The organism is Campylobacter concisus (assembly GCF_002912425.1).
Classification (GTDB): domain Bacteria; phylum Campylobacterota; class Campylobacteria; order Campylobacterales; family Campylobacteraceae; genus Campylobacter_A; species Campylobacter_A concisus_AH.
This window is the reverse complement of sequence record NZ_POYR01000045.1, coordinates 18,594-44,500: the sequence shown is the minus strand read 5'-3', so window position 1 is coordinate 44,500 and position 25,907 is coordinate 18,594. Positions and strand designations below refer to the sequence as shown.

Below are 25,907 nucleotides of genomic sequence, written 5' to 3'. Positions count from 1 at the left end.
CAAGAATTGACTACTAAAATTTGGCTTCGCTTACAGCTTAGCTCAAATTTTAGAGCCGAAATTACTCGCTCATGAAATTTTAAAATTTGCTAGAAATTTCTTAAAAATAAACCGCATGCAGTGCGAAGCACTGAAGCATGCACCTCTAACGTCGTCGGAGTTAGGGGATCGTTAAGGGGGAAGAGAGCGACTTCGTAATTCAAGCCTCTTCCCCCTTAACAAAGAAAACAAACATTTAAATTTGATTAGATTGCTTTGCAAATTTTAAAACTTTACTCGCTTGCCTTAGTAACTTACTAAATTTAGGGCTTATAACTATTCGCCACTAAATTTAGAAGCGTGATATGCTCGCTCATAAATTTTAAAATTTGCTGAAAATTTATCTGATGACAAACCGCATGTGGCACGATAGTGCTATCGCATGCACTTCTAACGTGCGAGGGGATTGAGGGATTTTAAAAGGGGGATAAGGGGACGGCTTTGCTTCGCAAGCTCGCAACTGCAAGCAGACCGTAACTCGAGCCCCCTTGTCTCCCTTTTTGGATAAAAAATTTATAAACCAAGAAGTTATTTCATATATTTTAGACCCAGCATTTGCATATAAAAGCTAAATTTCTTAAAATATGCCAAAAAATTAGGAGCAAAAATGCTATCAGGCGAGCTACTTAAAAGCCATTTTGCTAATTTTGATCTAGCGGCGATGCTTAGTGAGTTTTTAAAGCAAAGTCATTTTGACAAAGAGAAATTTAAAGCACTCAGGCGAGATGGTTTTAAAAGCTTAGATAAGAGCCAAAGAGAGGAGCTTCTTAAAATAGCGGGCTTTAAAGCGTATCTTGACGCGAAATTTCAGGGCTTTTTGCGTGAGCTGATGCAAAGCAAGATCCTCGTTGTAAGCGGCGCGGAGTATAAATTTAGCGAGCTTGAAATTTACACCTGCTTTGATGCAAACACCTACAAAAGATCGTGCGAGGCTGGCGAAATTTACTTTCACAACTTTGGTTTTGACATCTCTTTTAAGAGCGAGCCAGCGCTTTATGGCGGCATTTTGGTAAGGAGTTTAAAGCCATTAAAAGAGCGAAATTTCATCTTTGGACCAAGAAAATGCGCTTTGCATATCTTAAATAGCAAAATAAATAATTTAAATTTCGATCTAAAAGAGGCTGATTTTAGAGATGATGAGGTCTCTTTTACGTCAAGGATTAGATCGTTTAAGGATGAGAGCGAGCTTCAAAATGACGCTTTAAGGGCGGTTAGTGGCGAGTTTATAGGAGCACTTGAAAGTGCAAAAGAGTATAAAAAAAGAGTTGAAAATGCCTATAAAAAGGGGTGAAATTTATCTTTTTATCGGCTTTGAGGCTGAGAAATTTAGCCCAAAGATGCTAGATAGAAAAGGGCGTAGAAAGCTAAAAAAATATCCAAATTTAGTAAATTCAAACTCGTTTAAACTTTCTCGCTATTTAAAATTTAAAGCAAAAAAACGGGGCAAAATTTGCCTCTCTCACAAAGAAAATATCGCCGTTTTGGCTATCTCAAAAGAAAAAGTTGGCGTTGATGTGGAGGAGCTAAAAGAGCGAAATTTTGACGGAGTGATCAAATTTTGCTTTAACAAAAACGAGAGCGAAATTTACGCAAACGCCAAAGACAAAATGCAAAAATTTTATGAAATTTACACCGCAAAAGAGGCTGTGATAAAGGCCAAAAATTTAGCCTTTAACGACCTTGCTGGCGCTAAATTTGATGAAATGGATAGAAGATACTTGATTATTAATAATCTATTTATCATTTGCCTTGCATTTAAGCATAGCAAAGATATAATTGTTAAATTTTTATGATTTTAGAACACTAAAAAGGTAAAAAGTGCTTGTAAAAAAGATAGCTATGATTCTTGCGGTAACGCTTCTAGCTCTTGGCTGTGCGAAGAAATTTGATGCGCCAAAGCTGGCGGATTTTAGCTTAAAGGCATTTAAGGTCAGTTCATCAAAAGGGCCGCTAATGCTCTATGTGCAAAATAGTGAGAATGAGTATAAATTTAGCCTTGTAAATGCACTTGGAGCACCAGAAGCTAGGCGAGTTTTAAAGGACGGCACGTTTGCAAATTTGGGCTTCCTGCCGCCAAATAGCGCCTACAATGAGCTTTTTATCAAGGTGCTTGAGATGATAAAAGATGAAAAAAATGAGCAAAAATTTATGATAGATGATCAAATTTATGAGGTAAAAAGCGTTGATCTACGTTAGCAAACCAGCCATTATCAGTGCCGCAGGCAGTAGTAGTGATGAGAATTTAAGCTCGCTTTTAAGCGGCAAGAGATTTTTAAGTAAAAGTTCTGAATTTCACCCGCAAAATGAGTTTTTGGTGGGTAAATTTAATGGCACTTTACCTAGCTTTTCAAGCAAAACTAAAGAGCACTTCAAAACTCGCACAAATGCTTTGCTTTTAAGCACGATGCTAGAGATCGATGCTGAGATAAAAAGAGCTATCAAAAAATATGGCAAAAGCCGAGTGGGAGTAGTTCTTGGCACTACAACAAGCGGTGTTGAGGAGAATTTCGAGCCATTTAAAGGCTATATCGCGACTGGATTTTTTGATAAAAGCAGGTTTGGCATAAACAGAAACTGCCTTGCAAACGTGGCTGAGTTTGTGAGCGACTTTTACGAGCTTAGCGGTCCAAGCTACTGCGTATCGACTGCGTGCACCTCTGGTGTTAAGGCGGTTATTGAGGCAAAAAGGCTCATTGAGAGCGAGCTTTGTGACGCGGTCATTTGTGGCGGCGTCGATAGCCTAAATACGCTTACGATAAATGGTTTTAACTCGCTTAGCATCCTAAGTAGTGCCCCAAGTCACGCCTTTTCTAAAAATAGAGAGGGGATAAATATCGGTGAGGGAGCTGGGCTATTTTTGCTAAGCCGTGATGAAATTTCAAACGTCGTAGTCGCCAGCTCAGCCTCAAACTGCGACGCTTTTCATATGACGCAGCCTGATTTTAGCGCTAAAATGGCGGTAAACTGCATAGAGGGCGCGCTAAAAAGAGCTGGCATGTGTGGCGTGGACTATGTAAATTTGCATGGCACCGGCACGCAGGCAAATGACAAAATGGAGGCAAAAGCTGTAAATTTAACGCTTGGTGCCACCTTTGCAAGCACGTTAAAGCCACAGATCGGTCACACGCTTGGGGCTGCTGGAGCTATTGAGAGCGCCATTTGCGTTATGCTTTGCATGGAGGAAAATAGCACCTTGCCGCCACACGTCTATGACGGCGAGTATGATGAGAGCTTGGAGGCTATAAATTTAGTAAAAAGTGGCACGAAATTTGACGTAAAAACAGCGATGTCGCTATCTTTTGCCTTTGGCGGAGATAATGCCGCGATAATATTTAAAAGAGTGAGATGATGATAAGTGATTATTTGCCGCACAGCAGCGCCATAACCCTGATCGATGAAATTTTAGAATTTATCCCTTGTGAGAGCATAAAAGTAAGAAGCGTGATAAATGAGCAAAATCCCTTTTTAGAAGATGGTAAATTTATGACGCAAAAGGCGATAGAGATGATGGCTCAAAGCCTTGGGATTTATGACTCAAAGATGCGTGAACTAAGGGGTGAGAAGGCGATATTTGGCTTTTTGCTTGGCAGTAGAAAATTTGAAATTTTTAGGCCGTATTTTAAAGTGGGCGATGAGATAGTGATCGTCTCAAAGTGCTCGATCCAAGATGAGAGCGGTTTTGGCGTTTATGACAGCGAGCTTTTTGTAAATGGTGAGCTTGGCGCAAGGGCGGTTTTAAACGTTATGAGCCCTGATGAAGAATTTGTAAAAAAGGCACTTAGTGAGTAAGAGAGTATTGATAACTGGATCAAGTAGAGGTATAGGAGCTAGCATCGCTAGGCGCCTTGCTGGTGAGTACGAAGTGGTGCTTCACGCAAGAAGTAAGAGCGATGAGCTTTTAAAGATGGCTGGCGAGCTTGTGGCTAAATTTATGACATTTGACGTGGCTGACACTGCTGCGGCTAAAGAAGCTATAGAGGCCGACATGGAGGCAAATGGCGTCTATTATGGCGTTATTTTAAACGCTGGCATAACAAGGGATAATACCTTTGTGGGGCTAAGCGACGAAGAGTGGTTTGACGTGATAGATGTAAATTTAAATGGCTTTTACAACGTCCTAAGGCCAGCACTAATGCCCATGATAAGGGCTAGAAAGCCAGCTAGGATAGTTACGCTAAGCTCTGTTTCAGGGGTTATTGGTAACAGAGGTCAGGTGAATTACTCAGCTAGCAAAGCTGGCATCATAGGAGCTAGCAAAGCCCTTGCAGTCGAGCTTGCCAGCAGGGGCATAACAGTAAACTGCGTAGCGCCTGGGCTTATAAAGACAGATATGAGCGAAGAAATTTTAAATAGCGACTTCTTAGACGAAGTGCTAAAGGCCATACCTGCAAAAAGAGCTGGCGAGGCAGATGAGGTGGCAGGACTTGTTAAATTTCTACTAAGTGGCGAGGCTAGCTACATCACAAGGCAGGTTATCGGCGTAAATGGAGGACTTTGCTAATGCGTGTATTTGTCACAGGTATCGGTGCAGTCAGTGCTTTTGGCAACAGCTGGGAGGAGATGAGGGCTAAATTTCTTGAGGGCAAAAACGCCGTGAGATATATGAGCGAGTGGGAGGGCTATAAGGAGCTAAACACACGCCTAGCAGCACCCATCATAGACTACAAACACCCACAGGAGTGGGACAGAAAACAGCTAAGAAGCCTTGGTAAGGTCTCATGTTATAGCGTACACGCAGCTGGACTTGCTTTAAAAGACGCTGGCTTGCTAAATGGTGAAGAGTTGCAGGCTACAAATTTAGACCCAAGCGTGCAAGACGGTAGAATGGGCGTGGCAAGTGGCTCAAGCACTGGTAGCACCGACTCTATCCTTGACATGGCAAAGCTAGTTTTGGACATGGATAGCGGCTTTAACGCAAATACTTACATAAAAATGATGCCTCACACCACAGCGGCAAATATCGCGCTATTTTACTCGCTAAAAGGACGCATCATCCCTACATCTTCGGCATGTACGAGCGGCTCACACGCCATTGGCTACGCTTATGAGAGCATAAAAAATGGCAGCATAGATATGATGCTAGCTGGTGGAGCTGAGGAGCTTTGCGTGAGCGAGGCGTACGTCTTTGACAAGCTCTATGCGACTAGTGTCAAAAATGGCACGCCAAATTTGACCCCAACGCCGTTTGAAAAAGATAGAGATGGCTTGGTACTTGGCGAGGGAGCTGGATTTTTAGTGCTTGAAAGCGAAGAGAGCGCCTTAAAAAGAGGAGCTAAAATTTACGCTGAGGTCGTTGGCTTTGGCTCAACGTGTGACGGCACGCACATAACTAGACCACAAAGTGCTACGATGAAAGCGGCGATGAGCCTAGCACTCCGCGCGGCAAAACTAGAGCCAAAGAGCATAGGCTACGTAAATGCCCACGCGACCGCTACAAAACATGGCGATATAGCTGAAAGTATCGCTACAAACGAGCTTTTTGGAGAGGACATTGCCATTAGCTCACTTAAAAGCTATCTAGGTCACACGCTTGGCGCTTGTGGCGGGCTGGAGGCTATCGCAAGCATAATGATGATGAGAGAAGAGCTATTTTTCCCAACTATAAATTTAAAAGTAACTGATCCTGAGTGTGCAAAGCTAAACTACTTAAAGGAGCCAACGCCGATAAAGACAGACTTTGTGATGAGTAACAACTTTGCATTTGGCGGTGTAAATACATCTTTGATATTTAAAAGAGTAGATAACAAATTTTAAAAAGGATATAAGATGAAAAGATTAGTTTCATTAGTTGCCGTTTTGGCATTTGCTTCAAGCCTTAGCGCTAGAGATGACGTGAAGTACCACTCGCTGGACTTCTTAAAGGGCCCAAAGGCTAAAGAATTTTTGCTACCAAACGTTAGCGTTAGCTTTGGCACAGGCTACACAGGCAACATAATCGTTAAAGACCTAACGTCAAACAAAAAGACAAATGGTTTTAACAAAAGCGACGAAGAGGCTTGCCAGATCGCACTTCTCTCTGCTCTAAAGTCATTTCAAGAAAGAGCGGTGAAAGAGGGCGGCACGAAGGTTGTAAATTTGACTGGATACTACAAAAAACAGCCGTTTAACTCTAAAACCCAGTTTCAGTGCGGCAGCGGTTCTTTGATGTCTGGCGTTACACTAAAAGGTGACATCGCGAAATAATGAAATTTCAAGTAGATTTTTATGACGCTATAGCTTATGGCCAGATCAGCGAGGATCTGGCTAGATACAAAAAAGAATTCGATCTAGCAAAGATCCCGCCCATGCAAAGAAGAAGGCTAAGTAGTGCTGCAAAGTGCGCTTTTAGCCTGCTTAGTAGTTTTGAGAGCATCGATATGCCAGTCATTTTTAGCTCTTATGAGGGCGAGATAAATCGCTGTTTTGAGCTAGAAACTGCGCTTGCAAAGGCTGAGCCACTATCGCCAACGTCGTTTTCACTCTCCGTGCATAACGCTATCTCGTCGCTTCTTAGCATCGAAGCTAAAAATCACAATGAAATTCTAGCCATCTCTTCATTTAGCCCAGTAGAAGACGCGCTGCAAGCTGCGTTTTTAAGGCTAAATGACGGATATGAAAAGGTGCTCATCCTTGCCTATCATGAGTCGATATCGCAGAGCTATTTTGATGAGCAAAAGTCATCGTTTATGCTAGCTCTTGTCGTCTCAAAGGCAAAAGATAAGAGAGTTTTAACTCTAAAAAGAGTGGAAAAAGAAGAAAAAATTTCAGAAAATTTACTACAAAGCTTCATCGTAAATTTTGACCCAAATTTGGCAAAAAAGTGGCAAAGTAGCAGTCATTTCGCGTCTTGGAATTTTAGCTATGAGCCTTAAAATCGTAAGAGCTGGATTTTTATTTTTCTTTTTTGCGCTCATTTGCATAAGTGGCGATATGTTGCTAGTGCCAGTCGTGCTTTTGGGGCTAAATAAATTTAAATTTATGCAAAATTTATGCCGAGATCTTGTTAGAGTTTCTTGGGGATTTTTTATAAAAGTTACTAAAATTTGTGGGTATCTAGACTATAAATTTGAGCTTACAAAGCTAGATGGCGGCTCAAATTTAGTCATCGCAAACCACCCTTCGCTGCTTGATGTGGTCTTTTTGGTTTCAAAATTTAAAAGGATAAACTGCGTCGTAAAGGGCGAGCTTGGCAAAAATATATTTTTATTTGCGGCTATTAGGGCGTGCAACTACATACCAAACACAAATAACGAGGAATTTTTACAAAAAAGCGTAGATGTTTTAAAAAGCGGCGAAAATTTGCTCATTTTCCCAGAGGGCACGCGCACGAAAGAGGAGATCATCTTTCATAAAGCAGCCGCATATATGGGCATAAAAGGCGCGTCTAACGTGGTTTGCGTTGGTATAAATATGGCTCCAAGAAGCCTTAGAAAAAATGAGCCATGGTACAAAACGCCAGATGAAAAGATAAAGTATGTCTTTAAAGAGCTAAAGAAATTTGAAGTTAGTGAGTTTTTAAAAGATAGGCCAAGCCCCGTAAGGGCGAGAGCCTTGCATGATGAGATAAGTAAAATTTATAAGGAGGAATTTAGTGAAAGAACTAGTTAATGAGATAAAAGAGCTGATCATCACAAGCTTAAATTTAGAGGATATGAAGCCAAGCGATATCGACGAGAACGCACCGCTTTTTAGCGAGGGGCTCGGACTTGACAGCGTCGATGCACTAGAGCTTGGGCTTGCTGTGCAGAAAAAATATGGCCTCGTGCTTGACTCAAAGACAGCAAATTTAAAAGAGATATTCTTTAGCGTATCTTCTCTTGCAAAATACATTTACGAAAATAGGAAATAACGATGAGCGAAGTAGAAATTTTTGAAATTTTAAAGAAGGCTTTGATCGAGCTTTTTGAGATAGACGAGAGCAAGATAAAGCCTGAAACTAGGATATATGAGGACTTGCAGATAGATAGCATAGATGCTATTGATATGATTGATTACATCAAGCGCCAAACTGGTTATAGACTGATGCCAGAGGACTTTAAAAACGTAAAAACACTTGATGATATCGTAAAAGCCGTTGCAAAGAAATTTGAAGCATAAGATAGTAAAAGTAGCGCTAGTTTTAGCAAGCATCGCCTACCCTTTGGTGCTATTTTTTTGGCAAAAGGGTGCAACTCTTATCTTTTGCGCTCTTTGCGCTCTTTGGCTGGCTAGGGCTTATTTTGAAAGCGGTAAAACAAGGCAGGTTTGCTTAGTGGCTGGGCTATTTTTTGCCATTTGCGCTATTTTTAGAAGTGTAAATTTAGCGCTTTTATACCCAAGTATCGTAAGTCTTGGCTTTTTGGCGGTATTTTTTTACAGCTTAAAGGGCGAGGCAGTCATAACAAGGCTTGCTAGGCTAAAAGAGAAAAATATAGACGAAAAAGTCGTTAGCTACACAAGAGGGCTAACTAAAATTTGGTGCTGGTTTTTCGTTTTTAACGCAGCTTTTGCCTTTGTTTTGGCGCAGTTTGAAGATAAAATTTACTGGAGCATTTACTGCTCATTTGTATCTTATATCTTGATGGGAGTTTTGTTTTTTGGCGAAATTTTATATCGTAAAATTTTTATTTTAAAGAGGGAAAATGGATTTTAAAAAGAGCCTAAAGGCATTTAAATTTGTGGATATCAACAAGGATCTTTACGAGTACGCGGCTACTTTTGGGGCAAATTTAAAAGAGAAAAATTTAAGCGAGATAGAAATTTATTTAAGCGAGAGCTTTGAGTTTTGCGCCGCTTTTTTTGGAGCGCTTGCTATCGGCGTAAAACCTATCTTGCTTGCAAAGCCGATATATAGCGGGGATAAATTTGTCATTAATGATGAAAATTTTGGTGATTTTTTAGACTTTAGCAAGAGCATGGAGCTAAAATTTGATCAAAATTCTACATTTTTTCTCCAAACCTCAGGCTCAAGTGGAGCTAGTAAAAATATCCAAAAAAGCCTTGGCGCGATGATAGATGAGGGGCTATTTTTAAAAGATGAGCTTGGATTTGGCGAGGGTGATAAATTTTTTGCTAGCGTCTCGCACCAGCACATGTTTGGCCTTACATTTAAGATCTTTTTACCGCTCATCTCTGGCGCAAAGGCTGTTAGCAAGGAGCTAAACTACCCAGAGGCGATCTTTGAGCTAGACCTTACAAATTTAACCTTCGTAACAAGCCCAGTCTTGCTTCAAACGCTAGTTTCTAGCCCAAGAGCAGCTGAAATTTCAGGGTTAAAAAACATCATCTGCGCAGGTTCAGCACTAAAGAGCGAGCTAAGAGCAAAGATAGAAAGCCTAAGTAGCGCTAGGATAATTGAAATTTATGGTAGCACCGAAACTGGCATAGTTGCTAGAAATTTAGGCGATGAGCTCTTGCTTTTTAGCAAGGTAAAAGCGGCTCTTAGCGAGGACGAGGCGTTAAATGTGAGCTCGCCTTGGTGCGAGTTTTTCCAAACTAGCGACTGGGCGCAGATAGATGGCAGCAGGCTCACGCTAAAGGGCAGGATCGATAGGATCGTTAAGCTAAATGACAAAAGGGTCAATCTAATAAGCATCGAAAATAAGATGTTTGAAAGTGGCCTTTTAAAAGACTGCTACTGCGACACTCATCCTAAATTTAAGCGTCTAGCTGCGCTTTTGGAGCTTAGCGAAGATGGCGTGAAGCTCTTTAGAGATAGCGGCAAAAAGGGCGTCGTAGCAAGGCTAAATGAGCTTTTAAGGCCTGAGTTTAAAAATAGTGTTAGATATTTTAAGATCGTTAGCTCGCTTTGTAAAAACGCTCAGGGCAAGTTTTTAAAGGCAAATTTTAAAACTCTTTTAGAAAAAAACGAGGAGCTTTCTTGGGAGAAAAGTAGCGAGGATGGCGTTTATAAATTTAGGACAAAGCTAAGTCCTGCGCTTGGCATTTTTATGGAGCATTTTCCAAATTTACCGCTTTTGCCTGGCTTTGTGCAGCTTGATTTTGTATTTAAATTTGCAATAGAGCTTGGCGCAGAAATAGGCGATCAATGTGTGTTGGAGAATTTGAAATTTTTAAAATTTGTAAGGCCAAATGACGAGCTTTGTATAGAAATTTCGCAAAGAGATGAGAAGATTTACTTTGAGATATTTTGTAACGGCGCTAGAAGTGCTTGTGGCAGGATAAAGCTGGGCCTATGAAGACGCTCTTTCTCATACCATTTTACAACCATCCAGAAACGATAAAAGCCCTTTGTGAGGCGCTTGCAAGATATGATCTACACATTTTGATAGTCGATGATGGCTCAAACGAAGCTTCAAAAAAAGCTTTGCAAAATTTGAGCGAATTTGGAGTAGAAATTTTAACAAGAGCGCAAAACGGCGGCAAGGGGGCTGCACTAAAAGACGGCTTTAGGCACGCTTTGCAAAATGGCTATACGCATGCATTTCAGATCGACGCTGACTTTCAGCACGACATAAGCTTGGTAGCGGAGTTTTTGGAGCTTAGCAAAAGATATCCAAATGACCTAATCATGGCTGATCCAATATACGGCGAAGACGCGCCAAAGTCGAGGTTTTATGGCAGAAAGATCACAAATTTTTGGGTCAAGATCAACACTTTAAATTTTGACATCAAAGACGCGATGTGTGGCTTTAGAATTTATCCTCTAAAAGAGCTTGAGAGTGCGACCTCTAAAAGTAGCTCAAATAGGATGGAATTTGACATGGAGATCTTGGTAAATGCCATAAGATCTGGCATAGAGATCAAGTGGATAGCGCTAAAAGTGAGCTACGAAGCTGGCGGCGTTTCACACTTTAAAATGCTAAAAGATAACGCGCTAATAAGCCTCATGCACGCAAGATATTTTTTTACTTTAGTGCCATTTTTGCTTGGCAAAGCCTTTAAAGGGCAAAAATATGCATGGTGGCAAAAGGGCGAGAGATCGAACGAATTTTTTCTTAGAGTTAGTCTATTTTTAACTAGAAATTTGCCTATATTTCTCATAAAACCTATCGTTATCATCGTCGTTTGCTTTTACTATCTCTTTTCAAAAGTTGAGAGAGAAAATATAAGAGAATTTCTTTTAAATGTAGAGAAATTTAGCGGTAAAAAGCCGGCAACTGGCGTTTTTAGCAACTTTTACGACTTTGGCATAGCAATATGTGATAAATTTCGCATCTGGCAAAATGGCGTGCTTGAAAGCGAGCTAGAGTTTAGTAAATTTAACAGTATCAAAGATGAATTTGAAGCTTCAAAGCGTGGTAGGATCGTGCTTACAAGCCATCTTGGTAATGTAGAAATTTGCAAGGCGCTCTCACTTAGATCGCCAAATTTTCGCATGATCATCTTGGTTTATAGCAAGGGTAGTGAGAATTTTTATAAAATTTTAGAGCAGATCAGCAAGGGCCAGATCAAACTAATAAGCGTTGAAAAGCTTGATGCAGCCGCGATGATGCAGCTAAAAGAGGCGGTTGAAGATGGCGTAAATATCGGTATAATGGGCGATAGGACACCACTTAATGGAGATAAATTTATAAGGCTTAGCTTTCTTGGCAAGGAGGCTAAATTTAACTACGGCCCATACTTGCTAGCTGGCATTTTGGGAGTAAAGATGAGTGCGCTTTGGTGCATAAAAAAGGGCGATAAATTTGATATAGAGCTAAGCGATATCGCTGATGAGATAAAGCTTAGCAGAGACCGCAAGGCAAGCGTCCTGCCATACGTGCAAAGCTATGTAAGGCAGCTTGAATCAAGAGCGTGCAAGAGCCCGTCGCAGTGGTTTAACTTTTTTGATTTTTGGAGATGAAAGTGAAAATTTCACACGTTAGCACATTTAAAGTGGCGTTTTTTGACGTTGATAGCATGGAGGTGATGTGGCATGGCAACTACGTCAAGTACCTAGAAATGGCGCGTTGCGAGCTACTTGACAAGCTAGGATACAACTACATCGCTATGAAAAAAGATGGTTACGCCTTTCCTATCGTAAAGCTTGACGTAAAGTACGTGCGTCCAGCCTTTTTTAACGACGTCATAAAGGTCACGACGACGCTTAGCGAGTGCGAAACGTTTTTGAAATTTCACTACCTTATAGAAAATGAAAAGGGCGAAAAACTAAGTGAGGCAAATACCGCCCAAGCTGTCATCGAGATGAAGAGCTTGCAAACTTGCTTTGAGATGCCAGAAGCCCTAAAAAAGGCGCTTAAAGCCTACAATGAAAAGGAGAAAAGATGAGAAAAATAGCTCTTTTTTTAGCCATTTTTATATCTTGCTTTGGCTACGAGCTGGGTGAGCTTAAAAATATAGTAAAAACAGATGGAGTAAGCGGAAATTTCACGCAGACAAAGAGTCTAGCTGGCTTTAACAAAAGCATAAAAAGCTCTGGCGAGTTTAAGCTAGAAAAGGGCGGTCTTTACTGGGATACGCTAGAGCCTGCCTTATCAAAGGTTTTTATAAATAAAGATGGCATTTTTAAAAACGAAAATGGCAAGCTTGAAAAGACGAGCGCAAATTTTGATGAAAAGCTCTTTCTTGCTATCATCAGCCTTGATGAGAGTGAGCTTAGGAAAGAATTTGACATAAAGACAAGCGGCAGCCAAAAAGAGTGGAGCATAGAGCTAAGCCCTAAAAATTTACTCTTTAAACAAATTTTTAAATCCATAAAGATAAGTGGCGACAAGGCGGTAAAAAAGATCGAGCTTGACGAGGTAAGCGGCGATAAAACGATAAATGAGTTTAGTATAAAATGAAAAAACTAGCCACGATCTTGGCTTTTATCTTTGTTTTTTTAGCCTCGCTTGGATATTCGCTTGCGAGCCTAAAAAACGTCCAAACTGATATATTTTCGCTTATAAATTTCAAAGACGCCAAAGAGGCAAAGGTGCTAAAAGAGGTGCAAGATGAGATGGCGTCAAATTTTTTGGTACTTGTAAATTCTAAAGAGCTAGCCAATGACGTGCAAAGCTTGGCGCTTAAAAGCTCGCTTTTTAAGAGCTTTGAGGCGAACATCGACGTAAATTTAAATGATATAAAAAATGACATCAATCGCTCAAAGATCGCTCTTTTAAGTAGGGCTGATTTGGAGCTTTTAAAGAGTGACAAAAACGCCTTTTTCAAAAAGCGCGCAGAGGAAATTTTTAACAGCTTTAGCTTTAGGCTTTTAAATGTAAATGATGATTTTTTCTCGCTAAGTAGTGGCTTTAGCGCAAAAAATGGCAACATAAGCTTAAATTTAGCAGATCTCATGCTTGAGGTAAAGGACGGTGCAAAGAGCTTTTTCTTGCTAAAAGGCGAGCTAAAAAAGGGAGCTTCGAGCGAGGGGCTAATAAAATTTTATAACGAGCTAGAAGCGCTAAAAGTTGGGCAAAACGAGCTTTTTGTGCATTCAAGCGCCCTTTATCAGGCATTTTCAAAGCAAAAAAACGAGAACGAGAGCCTTTATATGAGCGTGGTTTCGCTAAGCCTAACCGCTATATTTTTGATGCTTGCTTTTAGAAATTTGCGAATTTTTTATGTGATATTTATAGCTGCATTTGGCTTTAGTGTGGCATTTGCAGGCACTTTGCTCTGCCTAAATGAGCTAAATATCCTTACTATTTTAATAAGCACGAGCCTCATTGGCCTCATGTTTGACTACGTCTTGCACTGGCTTAGCAAAAACGAGGGCGAAGCGATCAGGGCTAGCAGCATAAAAAATATGCTAAAAATTTTCTTACTAGGCCTACTTATCACGCTCAGTGGCTATCTGGCTTTTACTTTTTCTGATCTTAGGCTGCTTAAAGAGGTGGCGCTATTTTCAGCATTTGCGCTAGTTGCTGCGTTTTTAGCTAGCTACTTTTTCATGCCTTTAGTCTTTGAAGGGGTGAAATTTTATAGATCAAAGATTTTTGACGCGTTTTTAATTAAATTTTGTGATCTCTCAGACGCGGCTGCTAGGCATTTGGGGGTTAAATTTCTAGCTATCTCACTTATTTTACTAGCTATTTTTCTTGGTTTTGATCTTAAAAATTTATCAAAAAGCGAAAACGTAAAAGACTACTCAAATATGCCAAAGAGCCTGCTAGCGGACTCTTCTTATATCTTAAGTCTAACTGGCAACAACCAAAATACGATGATAGTGACAAGATCAAGAGGTGACATTTTGGGTGATGAAAAGAGTCTTTTAGATGAGCTAAAAAAGAGAAATTTGATAAAAGATGAGAGCTCGCTAAGCGATATATTTTTAAGTAAAAGCGAGCAGAGCGAGCTAAAAGAGGCCTTTAAAAAGGCGCTTGATGATGAGCAAATTTATGTGATTTATGAGAAATTTGACTTTAGCAAGGATGAAGTGCGAAGTGAAATTTTAAAGATTTTGGACGAAAAAGAGCTTAGTGTTGGTGAAATTTTGGCTCTAAAATCGATGAAGGATTTTAAGAAATTTGTCCTTGATGAAAATGCAAGTGTGGCTTACGTGAGTGGCTTTGTAAAAGGGGCGGCAAGTGATGAGGTGCTAGAGCGCCACAACGCCTTTAGTCTAAATTTCGCTAGCTCGCTAAATGAGAGCCTAACTCAGGCAAAAGAGCTTGCTCTAAAGCTAAAAATAGTAGCTCTTGTGGTCGCGTTTTTACTGCTTTGGTTTTATTTTAGTGCGCTTATCTCGGCACTTGTGATGAGCGTCATCATCTTTGGCGTGCTTCTTACGCTCTTTATCTTTGCCATTTTTGGCGTAAATTTAAGCATCTTTGGCGTCTTTGGGCTCATCCTTGCAAGCGCTGTGGGGATTGATTACATGATATTTGCGCTAAATGAGAGCCTTAGCGAAAAAGAGCGAATTTATGGGATATTTTGCGCATTTATCACGAGTTTTATCTCGTTTTTTACGCTCTCTTTTAGCCAGACCGCCGCTCTTAGCGTCTTTGGGCTAAGCGTTAGCCTTTGCGTGCTGATATATGGGCTATGTGCTAGCGTTTTATCTTGTAAAAATATAAAAATTTAGCTTTGTTTTCACGCCCCAAGCGTTTGGCTAGCTCGGGGCTTTGGTGATATTATTTTATGACGGCTAGTTTGCCTGTGCCTGCGTTTTGTTTTACCTCTTTTTGGACGTTTGAAGCTTCGAGGAGCTCAAATTTATATGGAGGCTCAAATGGCGGTTTGGTTAGCTTTTCGCAAACGCTGCCCTTTTTAGAAAGGTCTATGTTGCCGCTTTCAAAAATGGTGCCTTTGTTACATTTGTAGCTTATCTTGACGCCATTTGTAAAGTAGTTGTTTTGAGCGTATACTAGCGAGCCAAAGCGCACGCCAATGGCATATTTTTGGTCATAAAAGCCATCTTTTGAGTCGTAAAAGTTGTTATAGACGTGCACCTTTGCATTGCGTGCCATAGGTAGGCGTTGCGCGCAGTTGTCAAAAATGTTATGAGCGACCGTTATAGTTCTCGTTTCGCTGCTGCCGTCAGAGTCTCTTGAGCCTATTAGCATCGTTTTGTCGTGGTTTTCAAAGATGTTGTGCGAGATCGTGATAGCCGCACTGTCTCCCTTGATGTCGCATAGTCCGTCATAAGTTTGCCATTTAGTAAGCTCTCCGCCTGCTAAATGCACATGGCTAAGATCCACAGTGTCCTTAAAATGGCAGTGATCTACCCAGATATTTTTACTTGAATCTATACTAACGCCGTCATATTGCGCGTTAAAGCCATCATTTTTTTGTACATCTGGAAATGGATCAAAAGCATCTTCGATCAGCATGTTGCGGATCGCGATATTTTGGACATTTTTTAGCAAAAATGAGCCACCTTTTATGCCTGAGTTTTCGCCTAGGCCGATTATCGTGGTATTGCTAGCTACCGACACTACGATGAGCTTTTTCCACTCGTTGGCTAAATTTTTGCGAAGAGCTGCTAACTTTGGATCTTGCGAACCATCTAAATTTGCATGGCATGAAGCGCCGTAAGCCTGCATAAATTTGGTATAAGTGTCAAACTCGCCACCGCTAATCTCACTTATAAATTTATCCAGACCCAAGCTATTGCCATTTTGCGGGATCTTGCCTTCGCTAAGGTCTATGAGCCCATCTATGTAGATGACGTAGCCACCCATTTTGGCGTATTTTACGAGCTCTTGTCTCTCTTTTACGGTGACCTCTTTACTCTCTTTGCCAGTATATCCGCCAAAATTTTGCTCCGCACCAATGCTAGCGTAACCAAAGGGCGAGTCACTTGCTTTTATCTCGCCCACCTGTGCCTCAGCGCCAAATGCAAATAACGCACTAATGGCGAGTAACAATATCTTTTTAAACATCTTTAGCCTCCTAAATTTGGCTTTTTATTCTTGATATTTTATTGTAAATATCACCGCTGGATTTTATTTTAGCTCATTAAATTTAGTGTAAGGCTTTTATAAATTTTTAGTAAAAGCAAAATTTACGCGAAAAATATCTCGCTTTTTAGCCGAAGTAGGCATAGATAGGCACTTAGCACGCTTTGATCTCTAACGTAGTTGCGCTCCCCTTTTAAAAGTAGCCTCTCAACCTCGATGTTGCCGTTTCTATCACCAGCTGCGACATATACCGTGCCAACTGGCTTGCTAGCTGTGCCCCCACCAGGTCCTGCTATACCGCTAATCGCAAGCGCAAAGTCCGCATTTGTCGTGCTTAGCGTGCCTTTTACCATCGCTTTTACGCAAGGCTCGCTCACGGCTCCGTAAGTATCTAAAATCTCATCCTCAACGCCCAGCCATTCGTGCTTTATGTGGTTTGCATAAGTCACCAAAGAGCCATCAAAGCTAGCTGAGATGCCGCCATATCTTGCAAATTTAGCCGCCGCAAGACCAGCCGTGCAAGACTCGGCAAATGAAATTTTAAGCCCCTTTTGCATGAGCTTTTTTGCTACAAATTTGATCACATCTTTTTGCGGGATAAATTTTTGCGAAAATAGCGTTTTTACCCCTTGTAAAAAGCTCTCGATCTGGCCAAATTTATTACTTTTTGCCCTTGCTAGTATCAAATTTGGCAGGATCTGCGCAATGGTTATATCGACCTCATAAGTTTTAGCAAGTGGCAGCATAAGGATCTTCGCGCTATCTGCGTCGATGTCTATTAGATGAAAGTAGCTAAAATCAGGCTCATACTCGGTTAGAAACTCGCCCAGTTCTTCATTTGGATTAGCTTTTATGAGATTTATCTGGGCGTTATTTAGGCTGGCTAAAAAGCTATTTTTAGAGTAGTCTAAGCTATCTTTAAGCGCAAGGGTCGTGCTATCTTTTAGCTCGAGCGAGCCCCCAGTTAGCGTCGCTACGATCTTTGCGGCGATGGCAAAATTTTCATCCGAGCCAAAAATGCTTACAAAGTCGTAATCTTTTGATAAATTTTCGATGATAAAAGGTAGCTCTTTGCTATTTTTTGGAGCAAAACTGACCACTCCAAGCTCACCAAAATGATCCTCGTAACTTTGAAAAATGTAGTTTAGAAATTCTCTATTTATCTCAAGATCTTCGCCTATTATCAAGATACTTTGTCTCATTTTTAAGCTCCTTTTTTTGCCTCATTATACTATTTTTCAGTGTGATTTAACCAGCACAGGTGTAAAATTAGCAAATTTTAAAATCAAGGTAAAAAATGGACTACAAAGAGACACTTTTACTCCCAGAGACAAATTTCCCAATGCGCGGAAATCTCCCACAAAATGAACCACAAAGACTAAAATCATGGTACGAAGAGCGCAAGGTTTATGAAAAAATGAAGAAAAATCGCCAAAATGCGGTTAAAAACTTCAACATCCACGACGGCCCTCCGTATGCAAACGGCCACCTACACATCGGCCACGCGTTAAATAAAATTTTAAAAGATATCATCACAAAAACGCACTATTTTTACGGCGAAAATGTCCGCTACGTGCCAGGCTGGGACTGCCACGGCTTGCCGATCGAGCAGCAAGTCGAAGTAAAGCTTGGCGATAAGAAAAAAGAGCTTAGCAAGGTCGAGATCAGGGAGCTTTGCAGGCAGCACGCGAGAGAATTTATAGACATTCAGCGAAATGAATTTAAAAGCCTTGGCATCATCGGCGACTTTGAAAATCCATACATGACGATGAAATTTGAGTTTGAGGCTGACATCTACAAAGCGCTTTGCGAGATCGCTAAAAAGGGGCTTTTGGTTGAAAGAAGCAAGCCAGTTTATTGGAGCTGGGCGGCTAGATCGGCATTAGCTGAAGCTGAGGTCGAGTACGAGGAGAAAGAGGACTACTCTATTTACGTAGCATTTGAGCTTGATGGCGACGCGCTAGAAAAGCTTGGCGTAAAAGAGGCAAGCGCTGTCATCTGGACAACTACACCTTGGACACTTCCAGCAAATCAAGCCATAAGCCTAAAACCAGATGAAATTTATGTGCTAACGGCTGAAAATTTGATCTTTGCAAAGCCTCTACTTGAGAGCATCATGCAGAGTGGCCTAAGCAAGGGCGAGATCAAAAAAGAGTTTAAATCAAGCCTACTTGAAAACGCCCACGCGATAAATCCACTAAACAGCAGAAAGTCTAAATTTTTACTAGGCGATCACGTCATGATGGATGGAGGTACTGGACTTGTTCATACAGCTCCAGGACACGGCGAGGACGACTACTACGTCTGTTTGAAATATGGCTTTAGCGAAATTTTGATGCCAGTTGATGATGGTGGCTGCTACGATGAGAGCATAAAACATCACGGACTATTTAGAAGCGACGTGGTAGATGAGTTTGTCGGTATGCACATCTTTAAAGCAAATGAGAAAATTTTAGAGCTACTTGGCAAAAGCTTACTTAGCGTATCTAAATTTAGGCACTCTTATCCATTTTGCTGGAGAACACACAAGCCTGTCATTTATAGAGCCACAAAGCAGTGGTTTATAGCTATGGACGAGGCTAAACTAGGCGGTAAAACGCTTAGACAAACAGCGCTAAAAGAGCTTGAAAAGGTTAAATTTTACCCAAGCGTGGGCATAAAAAGAATAGGCTCGATGATAGAAAATCGCCCAGACTGGTGCATCTCTCGCCAGCGTGACTGGGGCGTGCCGATCGCGTTTTTCAGAGATAAAGCGACAAAAGAAGTTATATTTGATAGTGAAATTTTAGACCACATCGTGGCTATCTTTAAAGAAAAAGGCGCTGATGCGTGGTGGGCGCTAAGTATAGACGAGCTTTTACCAAAGGGTACAAAATACAAGGCTGAAAATTTAGAAAAAGTGATGGATATCCTTGATGTTTGGTTTGATAGCGGCTCGACTTGGCACGCGGTCTTGCAAAGCGACAACTACGACGCTGGCAAATACCCTGCAAGCATGTATTTAGAGGGCTCAGATCAGCACCGCGGCTGGTTTCAAAGCTCGCTTCTAGTAAGCACAGCTATAAATTCTCACGCACCTTATGAGAGCATACTAACTCACGGCTTTACAGTCGATGCTAAGGGCGAGAAGATGAGTAAGAGTAAGGGCAACGTCATCGCTCCACAAGACGTGGCTAAGACTCACGGCGTAGAAATTTTACGTCTTTGGGTTGGTATGAGTGATTACTCAAGCGACCTAAAGATAAGCGAAGATATATTAAAACAAATAAGCGAGCAATACCGCAAAATCCGCAACACGATCCGCTTTTTACTAGCAAACGTAAATGATCTTGAGAGCTTAAATACAGAGTTTAACATCCTTGATAAATGGATACTAGCACGCGCTAAAAAGGTCTTTGATGAGGCGAGCGCTTGCTTTAGAAACTACGACTTTTCAAAGGGCTTTAACATCCTTTTAAATTTCCTATCAGCCGATCTTAGCGGCGTATATCTTGACGTTTGCAAAGATAGACTTTACTGCGACGCAAAAGACGCTCCAAGAAGAAGATCTGCTCAAAGCGCGATGGCGATCATCACAAAGGCACTTTTGCCACTCATCGCTCCAACGCTTACTTACACCGTTGATGAGGTGATGGACTACGCTCCAAAGATCATCAAAGGCGAGGCAAAAGACGCGTTTGACCTAGTCTATGAGCCAATCAAATTTGATCTTAGCTTTGAAGATGAGCTGCTTTTTGCCAGCAGGGAGAAATTTAACGAGATCGTGGACGTTCTTAAAAAGGACAAAAAGATAAAATCAACTCTAGAGCTAAGTCTAGAGACCACAAACCACAACATCACAAACTACGACGAGCGCGAAGTGGCCGATCTTTACATGGTAAGCTCAGTTAAAGCTTATGATGATAGCGAGCCATTAGCTGAGTTTGAGCTAGATGGTGATAAATTTAAGATCATAGCAAGCAACCTTCACAAATGCCCAAGATGCTGGAAATTTAACGCTAGCAAAGAAGATGCGCTATGCCCAAGATGCGAAGAGGTCATAAGTGCTAAGTGAGCCAGTAAGCGCAACTATCATAATAGCAACGATCGCTGCGGTGGTCGTTGTTAGCTTGTTTGGCATATTTTTGGTTAATAAATTTAAAGGATAAAAATAGTGGTAACTTTAAAAGAAGCTTTGAAATTTTCAGCTGAAGAGATAAAAAATTTAAGAGCCGAGCTTGAGGCGAAGATCATAAAAGAAAAAGAGCTTGGCGCTTATGTCGAGCAGCTAGCAAATTTAGATATCGCAAAACTAGGCGAGGGCGTGCCTATCGCTATAAAAGACAACATCCAAGTAAAAGGCTGGAACGTAACAAGTGCCTCAAAAATTTTACAAGGCTACGTAGCACCTTATAACGCAACTGTCATCGAAAAGCTACTTGGTAAAAATTTAGCTCCATTTGGCCGCACAAATATGGACGAATTTGCGATGGGAAGCACGACTGAGAGCTCATTTTACGGCAAAACACTAAACCCACTAAATCACGCTCACGTCCCAGGTGGCAGTAGCGGTGGCTCAGCAGCAGCAGTCGCAGCCGGTCTTGCAGTAGCCGCACTTGGTAGCGATACTGGTGGCTCGATCCGCCAGCCAGCGGCATTTTGCGGATGCGTAGGACTTAAGCCAACTTACGGCAGAGTGAGCAGATACGGCCTTGGCGCCTACTCAAGCAGTCTTGATCAAATAGGCCCTATAGCGCAAAATGTAGAAGACGCTGCCATTTTATATGACGCTATCGCTGGACACGATCCAAAAGATAGCACGAGCGCAGATGTGCCGTTTGTGAGCGTGAGCGACAAGATAGATGGCAACAAAAAACTAAAAATTTGTGTCATCAAAAACTACGTAGAAAACGCAAGCGAGCAGACAAAAACTGCTTTAAATTTAGCCATAGAAAAGCTAAAATCACACGGTCACAGCGTAACTTACACAAATTTTGAAGACTCAAAATATGACGTTGCAGCCTACTACATCATCGCAACCGCAGAGGCAAGCGCAAATTTAAGCCGCTACGATGGCGTGAGATATGGCAGACGCGCAGAGGCTAGAAATTTAAAAGAGCTATATGTAAATTCACGCTCAGAGGGCTTTGGCGAAGAGGTAAAAAGAAGAATTTTGCTTGGTACATTTGTGCTAAGTAGCGGATACTACGATGCTTACTACATCAAAGCGCAAAAAGCAAGAGCGCATATAAAAGCTCAATATGAGAAAATTTTAGAAGAAAATGATCTCATCTTCATGCCAGTTGCTCCAAGCACAGCTTATAAATTTGGAGCACACAGCGATCCGCTTCAAGCCTATTTAAGCGATATCTACACGATCAGCGTAAATTTAGCAGGCCTGCCAGCTATCTCTGTGCCAGTTGGCAAAGATGATCAAAATTTAAACGTGAGCGCCCAGCTCATCGCAAAAGCGTGGGACGAACAGACCTTGATAAATGGTGCTAAGAGCCTAGAAAATTTAATAAAAGGATAAAAATATGAAGATAGTAAAGAGAGCTTTAACATTTGAGGATGTGCTTCTTGTGCCGCAATACTCTGAAATTTTGCCAAAGCAAGTTGATGTCAAAACCAGGATCAGCAAAAATGTCACGCTAAATATCCCGATCGTCTCTGCTGCGATGGATACGGTGACTGAGCATAGAACTGCTATCATGATGGCAAGGCTGGGCGGTATCGGCGTCATCCACAAAAATATGGACGTCGAAAGCCAAGCAAAAGAGGTCAAACGCGTTAAAAAAAGCGAAAGTGGCGTCATCATCGATCCTATCTTTATAAATCCAGAAGCAACCGTGGCTGAAGCTCTAAGCCTTATGTCAGATCTTCATATTTCAGGCGTTCCTGTCATCGACAAAGACCGCAAACTAATAGGAATTTTAACAAACCGCGATTTGAGATTTGAGACAAATATGAGCACTTTGGTAAAAGACCGCATGACAAAAGCACCGCTTATCACTGCACCAAAGGGCTGCACACTTGATGATGCGGAGAAAATTTTCTCTCAAAACAGAGTTGAGAAGCTACCTATCGTCGATAAAGACGGCAGACTTGACGGACTTATCACCATAAAAGATCTAAAAAAACGCAAAGAGTATCCAAACGCAAACAAAGACAGCTACGGCAGACTTCGCGTGGCTGCGGCTATTGGCGTGGGTCAGATAGATCGCGCTAAAGCACTTGTTGATGCTGGCGTAGATGTCATCGTCATCGACTCAGCTCACGGTCACTCAAAGGGCATCATCGACACTTTAAAAGAGGTAAAAGCAAATTTTAAAGTCGATGTCGTAGCTGGCAATATCGCAAACCCAGCAGCCGTAAAAGACCTAGCAGAAGCAGGAGCTGACGGCATAAAAGTGGGCATCGGACCAGGTTCTATTTGTACCACAAGGATCGTTGCTGGCGTTGGCGTGCCTCAAATTTCAGCTATCGATGACTGCGCAAGCGAAGCAGCGAAATATGGCATCCCAGTTATTGCAGATGGTGGTTTAAAATATTCAGGCGACGTGGCAAAAGCCCTTGCAGCAGGGGCAGCTTGCGTTATGGCAGGCAGCTTGCTAGCAGGTTGCGAAGAGAGTCCAGGTGAGCTTATAACATTCCAAGGTCGCCAGTATAAAGTATATCGCGGTATGGGCTCAATAGGCGCTATGACAAAGGGCAGCTCTGACCGCTACTTCCAAGAGGGCACTGCTCAAGACAAGCTTGTGCCTGAAGGCATCGAAGGCCGTGTGCCATTTGCTGGCAGCATAAAAGATGTGATCCATCAGCTAATAGGCGGCCTAAGAAGCGCTATGGGCTATGTCGGCGCAAAAGATATCCCAGCTCTTCAAGAAAGAGCCGAATTTGTCGAGATAACAAGCGCAGGACTAAAAGAGAGCCACGTCCACGACGTAGTTATCACTCACGAGGCACCAAACTACAAAGTTAATTAGTGTTAGACCTGCAAACTAGAACTATTAAATTTAACGAGCCACTCTACCTTGAGAGTGGCCGTATGCTATCAAATTTCAAGCTTATTTACGAGACCTACGGCACGCTAAATGCTGATAAAAGCAACGTTATTGTGATCTGCCACGCCCTAACTGGCTCGCACCACGCTGCTGGCACATACGCAGGCGATGAGAAAGCTGGCTGGTGGGACGGGCTAATAGGCAGCAAAAAGGCGGTTGATACGGATAAATTTTACGTTATTTGCGTAAATATCTTAGGCTCGTGCTTTGGCTCGACCTCGCCATTAAGCGTGGATAGAAGTAGCGGCAAAGAGTATCGGCTAAATTTCCCAGTCCTTGCCATAAGCGACGTGGTAAAGGCGCAGATGAGGCTATTTAGCGAGCTTGGCATCACAAGAGCAAGGGCTGTCATCGGCGGCAGTCTTGGCGGTATGCAGGCACTTTGCTACGCTATTGAGTTTCCTGAATTTGCACAAGATATCGTCATGCTTGCAAGCACATATCAAACAAAGCCCTGGGCGATAGCGTTTAACAAAATCGCGATCGAAGCCATTTTAAATGATGAAAATTTTAAAAACGGCGAATATGACGCAGAATTTATAAGAAAAAACGGGCTAAAAGGCATGGCTTACGGCAGGATGGCAGGGCACATCAGCTTTTTAAGCCCTGATAGCATGGATAAAAAATTTGGACGAAACTACGTAGAAACTGACGGTCTTTACGATCTTTTTGGACATTTTCAGGTCGATCGCTACATGGAGTATAACGGCTACAATTTCCCAAAGAGGTTTGACCCACTAAGCTACCTATATATCGTAAAGATGATGAATATCTTTGACTGTACAAGGCACTATGATAGCCTAAAAGACGCCCTTGCACCGATCAAAGCAAATTTGCATCTAGTCGCTTTCAAAGGCGATCTACTCTTTCCGCCAAGCTGCATGAGAGAAATTTATGACGCACTTTGCGAGATGGGGCGGGAGGCAAAGACAAATTTTGTAGAGATAGATAGCAACTACGGCCACGACGCCTTTTTGGTCGAGATAGAAAAATTTGATGGATATATAAAAAATATATTAAAAGGATAGAAAATGGAGCAAAAAGAGCAAAGCTTTGAAGAGAAATTAGCCCTAGCTGATAAAATTTTAAACGATCTAAACAAAGACGACGTGAGCTTAGAAAATAGCATAAAGCTGCACGAGCAGGGCAAAAAGCTCTTAAATGAAGCAAGAGAAATTTTAGAAAACGCAAAACTTAGCATAAAGCAGGTGGATGATGAGTAAAATTTGCGCCCTTCAGCTACCAACGCAGCCTTTGAGCGAGGCTAGGCTTGATTATTACCTTAAAATTTGCGCGGATGAAAACGCAAGGCTGATTGTGCTTGGCGAATACGTGCTAAATAGCTTCTTTAAAGAGCTTGCTAGCATGCCAAAAAGCCTCATAAAAGAGCAGAGCGAGCGCAAAAAAGAGGCGCTCTTTGCGATGGCAAAAAAGTATGATCTAAACATCATCGCACCTATCATAAATTTAAAAGGCAAGGAGATTTTTAAGAGCCTAGCCAAATTTAGCCAAACACAAGTAAAACTATATGACCAGCAAATTCTCATGTCTTATGCACACTGGAACGAGGCGAAGTTTTTTAGCAACGCAAGCGAGGAGCTAAATTTACCCATCTTTACATACGATAAATTTAAGGTTGGCGTCATGTTTGGTTACGAGGCGCACTTTGACATTTGCTGGGCGTATATGAGCGCTAAAAAGGTCGATATCGTGCTTGTGCCAACGGCTTGCACGTTTTTTTCTCAGGCGCGCTGGGAGGAGCTTTTAAAGGTTAGAGCCTTTACAAACAACCTCTATGTGCTTCGCGTAAATCGCGTGGGGAGCCACAAGAGCGAGGACGAGCAGTGGAGTTTTTACGGCGATTCGATGCTCATTAGTCCATTTGGCGAGGTTAAGAACAGGCTTGGTAAAAATGAAGAGATGATGATCGATGAGCTTAGTAAAAAGGAGCTTAGCGAGGCTAGAAGCACCTGGGGCTTTATGCAGATAGAGGCTAAATTTAAAAGATGAAGCGCTGCGTCTGGGCCAAAAAGAGCGAGTTTAGCAGGAGCTATCACGACTATGAGTGGGGCAGGGCGGTTAAAGATGATAAGAAATTTTTTGAAATGCTCATTTTAGAGGGCTTTCAAGCGGGTCTTAGCTGGGACTATGTGCTACGAAAAAGAGCTGGGCTTGCTCAAATTTTAGACGGCTTTGATGCAAAAAAGATCGCTAACTATGACGAGGCAAAGCTTCAAAGCCTTCTAAGTGACGATAGAGCAATCAAAAACCGCCTTAAAATTTACTCTCTGCCAAAAAATGCCAAGGCTTTTTTAGAGCTTTGTGCTGAGTTTGGCTCGTTTTATAACTACATCTATAAATTTACAAATGGCAAACGCGTGATAAATGACATAAAAAGCGCTAAGGATATGCCAGCAAGTAGTGAGCTCTCAGAGCGCATCTCAAAAGATATGAAAAAGCGTGGCTTTAAATTTGTAGGTGCTGTGATCATCTACTCGTTTTTACAAGGCGTTGACATCATCGATGATCACGAAAATGAGTGCTTTTGTAAAGGCTAAATTTAAGCTCGCCACTACTG

General features: G+C 41.7%; 27 protein-coding genes. 25 read left to right on the top strand and 2 right to left on the bottom strand.

The window, feature by feature from the left end; genetic code table 11:
- Positions 1 to 646: 646 nt before the first annotated feature.
- The 18 genes from CYP84_RS02740 to CYP84_RS02655 are packed head-to-tail and all read left to right on the top strand — an operon-like array spanning position 647 to position 14,968.
- Positions 647 to 1,330, top strand: coding sequence for an ABC transporter substrate-binding protein (locus tag CYP84_RS02740; protein ID WP_103636597.1), 684 nt, complete (start codon positions 647 to 649; stop codon positions 1,328 to 1,330).
- Positions 1,311 to 1,832: a 4'-phosphopantetheinyl transferase family protein gene (locus tag CYP84_RS02735; RefSeq protein ID WP_103636596.1), complete on the top strand. Its 522-nt coding sequence runs from the start codon at positions 1,311 to 1,313 to the stop codon at positions 1,830 to 1,832. Before CYP84_RS02740 ends, CYP84_RS02735 begins: the two co-directional genes overlap by 20 nt.
- Before the next feature lie 46 nt (positions 1,833 to 1,878).
- Positions 1,879 to 2,235 (top strand): hypothetical protein, encoded by a 357-nt coding sequence (locus tag CYP84_RS02730; protein WP_103573589.1) that lies wholly within the window; start codon positions 1,879 to 1,881, stop codon positions 2,233 to 2,235.
- Positions 2,222 to 3,388 carry a beta-ketoacyl synthase N-terminal-like domain-containing protein gene (locus tag CYP84_RS02725; protein ID WP_103636595.1) on the top strand — a complete coding sequence of 389 codons (1,167 nt, stop codon included), beginning with the start codon at positions 2,222 to 2,224 and terminating at the stop codon, positions 3,386 to 3,388. The genes CYP84_RS02730 and CYP84_RS02725 overlap by 14 nt, the downstream gene beginning before the upstream one ends.
- Positions 3,385 to 3,828 carry a 3-hydroxydecanoyl-ACP dehydratase gene (locus tag CYP84_RS02720; RefSeq protein ID WP_021085290.1) on the top strand — a complete coding sequence of 148 codons (444 nt, stop codon included), beginning with the start codon at positions 3,385 to 3,387 and terminating at the stop codon, positions 3,826 to 3,828. The genes CYP84_RS02725 and CYP84_RS02720 overlap by 4 nt, the downstream gene beginning before the upstream one ends.
- The gene (fabG, locus tag CYP84_RS02715; RefSeq protein WP_103636594.1) at positions 3,821 to 4,540 is read left to right on the top strand and encodes a 3-oxoacyl-ACP reductase FabG; all 720 of its coding nucleotides are present in this window, start codon (positions 3,821 to 3,823) and stop codon (positions 4,538 to 4,540) included. The genes CYP84_RS02720 and fabG overlap by 8 nt, the downstream gene beginning before the upstream one ends.
- A complete protein-coding gene (locus CYP84_RS02710) occupies positions 4,540 to 5,793 on the top strand; it encodes a beta-ketoacyl-ACP synthase (protein ID WP_103636600.1) in 1,254 nt (417 codons plus the stop codon). The genes fabG and CYP84_RS02710 overlap by 1 nt, the downstream gene beginning before the upstream one ends.
- A gap of 12 nt (positions 5,794 to 5,805) precedes the next feature.
- Positions 5,806 to 6,222 carry an excinuclease ABC subunit A gene (locus tag CYP84_RS02705; RefSeq protein ID WP_103599461.1) on the top strand — a complete coding sequence of 139 codons (417 nt, stop codon included), beginning with the start codon at positions 5,806 to 5,808 and terminating at the stop codon, positions 6,220 to 6,222.
- Positions 6,222 to 6,890, top strand: coding sequence for a beta-ketoacyl synthase chain length factor (locus tag CYP84_RS02700; RefSeq protein WP_103636593.1), 669 nt, complete (start codon positions 6,222 to 6,224; stop codon positions 6,888 to 6,890). The genes CYP84_RS02705 and CYP84_RS02700 overlap by 1 nt, the downstream gene beginning before the upstream one ends.
- Entirely contained in the window at positions 6,880 to 7,626 is a 747-nt protein-coding gene (locus CYP84_RS02695) for a lysophospholipid acyltransferase family protein (RefSeq protein ID WP_103636592.1), read from the top strand. Before CYP84_RS02700 ends, CYP84_RS02695 begins: the two co-directional genes overlap by 11 nt.
- Positions 7,610 to 7,867: a phosphopantetheine-binding protein gene (locus tag CYP84_RS02690; RefSeq protein WP_012140381.1), complete on the top strand. Its 258-nt coding sequence runs from the start codon at positions 7,610 to 7,612 to the stop codon at positions 7,865 to 7,867. The genes CYP84_RS02695 and CYP84_RS02690 overlap by 17 nt, the downstream gene beginning before the upstream one ends.
- Before the next feature lie 2 nt (positions 7,868 to 7,869).
- The gene (locus tag CYP84_RS02685) at positions 7,870 to 8,115 is read left to right on the top strand and encodes an acyl carrier protein (RefSeq protein ID WP_012140380.1); all 246 of its coding nucleotides are present in this window, start codon (positions 7,870 to 7,872) and stop codon (positions 8,113 to 8,115) included.
- The gene (locus tag CYP84_RS02680) at positions 8,105 to 8,650 is read left to right on the top strand and encodes a hypothetical protein (protein ID WP_103636591.1); all 546 of its coding nucleotides are present in this window, start codon (positions 8,105 to 8,107) and stop codon (positions 8,648 to 8,650) included. The genes CYP84_RS02685 and CYP84_RS02680 overlap by 11 nt, the downstream gene beginning before the upstream one ends.
- Positions 8,640 to 10,196: an AMP-binding protein gene (locus tag CYP84_RS02675; RefSeq protein ID WP_103636590.1), complete on the top strand. Its 1,557-nt coding sequence runs from the start codon at positions 8,640 to 8,642 to the stop codon at positions 10,194 to 10,196. The genes CYP84_RS02680 and CYP84_RS02675 overlap by 11 nt, the downstream gene beginning before the upstream one ends.
- Complete coding sequence (locus tag CYP84_RS02670) at positions 10,193 to 11,803, top strand: glycosyltransferase family 2 protein (protein WP_103636589.1); 1,611 nt, start codon at positions 10,193 to 10,195, stop codon at positions 11,801 to 11,803. The genes CYP84_RS02675 and CYP84_RS02670 overlap by 4 nt, the downstream gene beginning before the upstream one ends.
- Complete coding sequence (locus CYP84_RS02665) at positions 11,800 to 12,228, top strand: acyl-CoA thioesterase (RefSeq protein ID WP_103636588.1); 429 nt, start codon at positions 11,800 to 11,802, stop codon at positions 12,226 to 12,228. Before CYP84_RS02670 ends, CYP84_RS02665 begins: the two co-directional genes overlap by 4 nt.
- Entirely contained in the window at positions 12,225 to 12,743 is a 519-nt protein-coding gene (locus CYP84_RS02660) for a LolA family protein (protein ID WP_103636587.1), read from the top strand. The genes CYP84_RS02665 and CYP84_RS02660 overlap by 4 nt, the downstream gene beginning before the upstream one ends.
- A complete protein-coding gene (locus CYP84_RS02655; protein ID WP_103636586.1) occupies positions 12,740 to 14,968 on the top strand; it encodes a hypothetical protein in 2,229 nt (742 codons plus the stop codon). The genes CYP84_RS02660 and CYP84_RS02655 overlap by 4 nt, the downstream gene beginning before the upstream one ends.
- A 49-nt stretch (positions 14,969 to 15,017) precedes the next feature.
- On the opposite strand, the gene CYP84_RS02650 is transcribed toward CYP84_RS02655, so the two are convergent.
- Both CYP84_RS02650 and CYP84_RS02645 read right to left on the bottom strand, forming a co-directional pair.
- On the bottom strand, positions 15,018 to 16,268 hold the full coding sequence (locus CYP84_RS02650) for a pectate lyase family protein (protein WP_103636585.1): 1,251 nt from the start codon (positions 16,266 to 16,268) through the stop codon (positions 15,018 to 15,020).
- A 122-nt stretch (positions 16,269 to 16,390) separates the two neighbouring features.
- Positions 16,391 to 17,488: a CinA family protein gene (locus CYP84_RS02645; protein WP_103636584.1), complete on the bottom strand. Its 1,098-nt coding sequence runs from the start codon at positions 17,486 to 17,488 to the stop codon at positions 16,391 to 16,393.
- 95 nt (positions 17,489 to 17,583) lie between these two features.
- Between CYP84_RS02645 and ileS the strand changes: the two genes are divergently transcribed.
- The 7 genes from ileS (at position 17,584) to CYP84_RS02610 (ending at position 25,887) form a co-directional block, all read left to right on the top strand.
- On the top strand, positions 17,584 to 20,340 hold the full coding sequence (gene ileS / locus CYP84_RS02640; RefSeq protein WP_103636583.1) for an isoleucine--tRNA ligase: 2,757 nt from the start codon (positions 17,584 to 17,586) through the stop codon (positions 20,338 to 20,340).
- A 99-nt stretch (positions 20,341 to 20,439) separates the two neighbouring features.
- Entirely contained in the window at positions 20,440 to 21,798 is a 1,359-nt protein-coding gene (gene gatA / locus CYP84_RS02635) for an Asp-tRNA(Asn)/Glu-tRNA(Gln) amidotransferase subunit GatA (protein ID WP_103636582.1), read from the top strand.
- A 4-nt stretch (positions 21,799 to 21,802) separates the two neighbouring features.
- Positions 21,803 to 23,251 (top strand): IMP dehydrogenase, encoded by a 1,449-nt coding sequence (gene guaB, locus CYP84_RS02630; RefSeq protein ID WP_103636581.1) that lies wholly within the window; start codon positions 21,803 to 21,805, stop codon positions 23,249 to 23,251.
- Positions 23,251 to 24,357 carry a homoserine O-acetyltransferase MetX gene (metX, locus tag CYP84_RS02625; protein ID WP_103636580.1) on the top strand — a complete coding sequence of 369 codons (1,107 nt, stop codon included), beginning with the start codon at positions 23,251 to 23,253 and terminating at the stop codon, positions 24,355 to 24,357. Before guaB ends, metX begins: the two co-directional genes overlap by 1 nt.
- 3 nt (positions 24,358 to 24,360) lie before the next feature.
- Positions 24,361 to 24,552: an exodeoxyribonuclease VII small subunit gene (gene xseB / locus CYP84_RS02620; RefSeq protein ID WP_004317712.1), complete on the top strand. Its 192-nt coding sequence runs from the start codon at positions 24,361 to 24,363 to the stop codon at positions 24,550 to 24,552.
- Complete coding sequence (locus CYP84_RS02615) at positions 24,545 to 25,339, top strand: carbon-nitrogen hydrolase family protein (protein ID WP_103636599.1); 795 nt, start codon at positions 24,545 to 24,547, stop codon at positions 25,337 to 25,339. Before xseB ends, CYP84_RS02615 begins: the two co-directional genes overlap by 8 nt.
- Entirely contained in the window at positions 25,336 to 25,887 is a 552-nt protein-coding gene (locus CYP84_RS02610; protein WP_103636579.1) for a DNA-3-methyladenine glycosylase I, read from the top strand. The genes CYP84_RS02615 and CYP84_RS02610 overlap by 4 nt, the downstream gene beginning before the upstream one ends.
- Positions 25,888 to 25,907 lie beyond the last annotated feature (20 nt).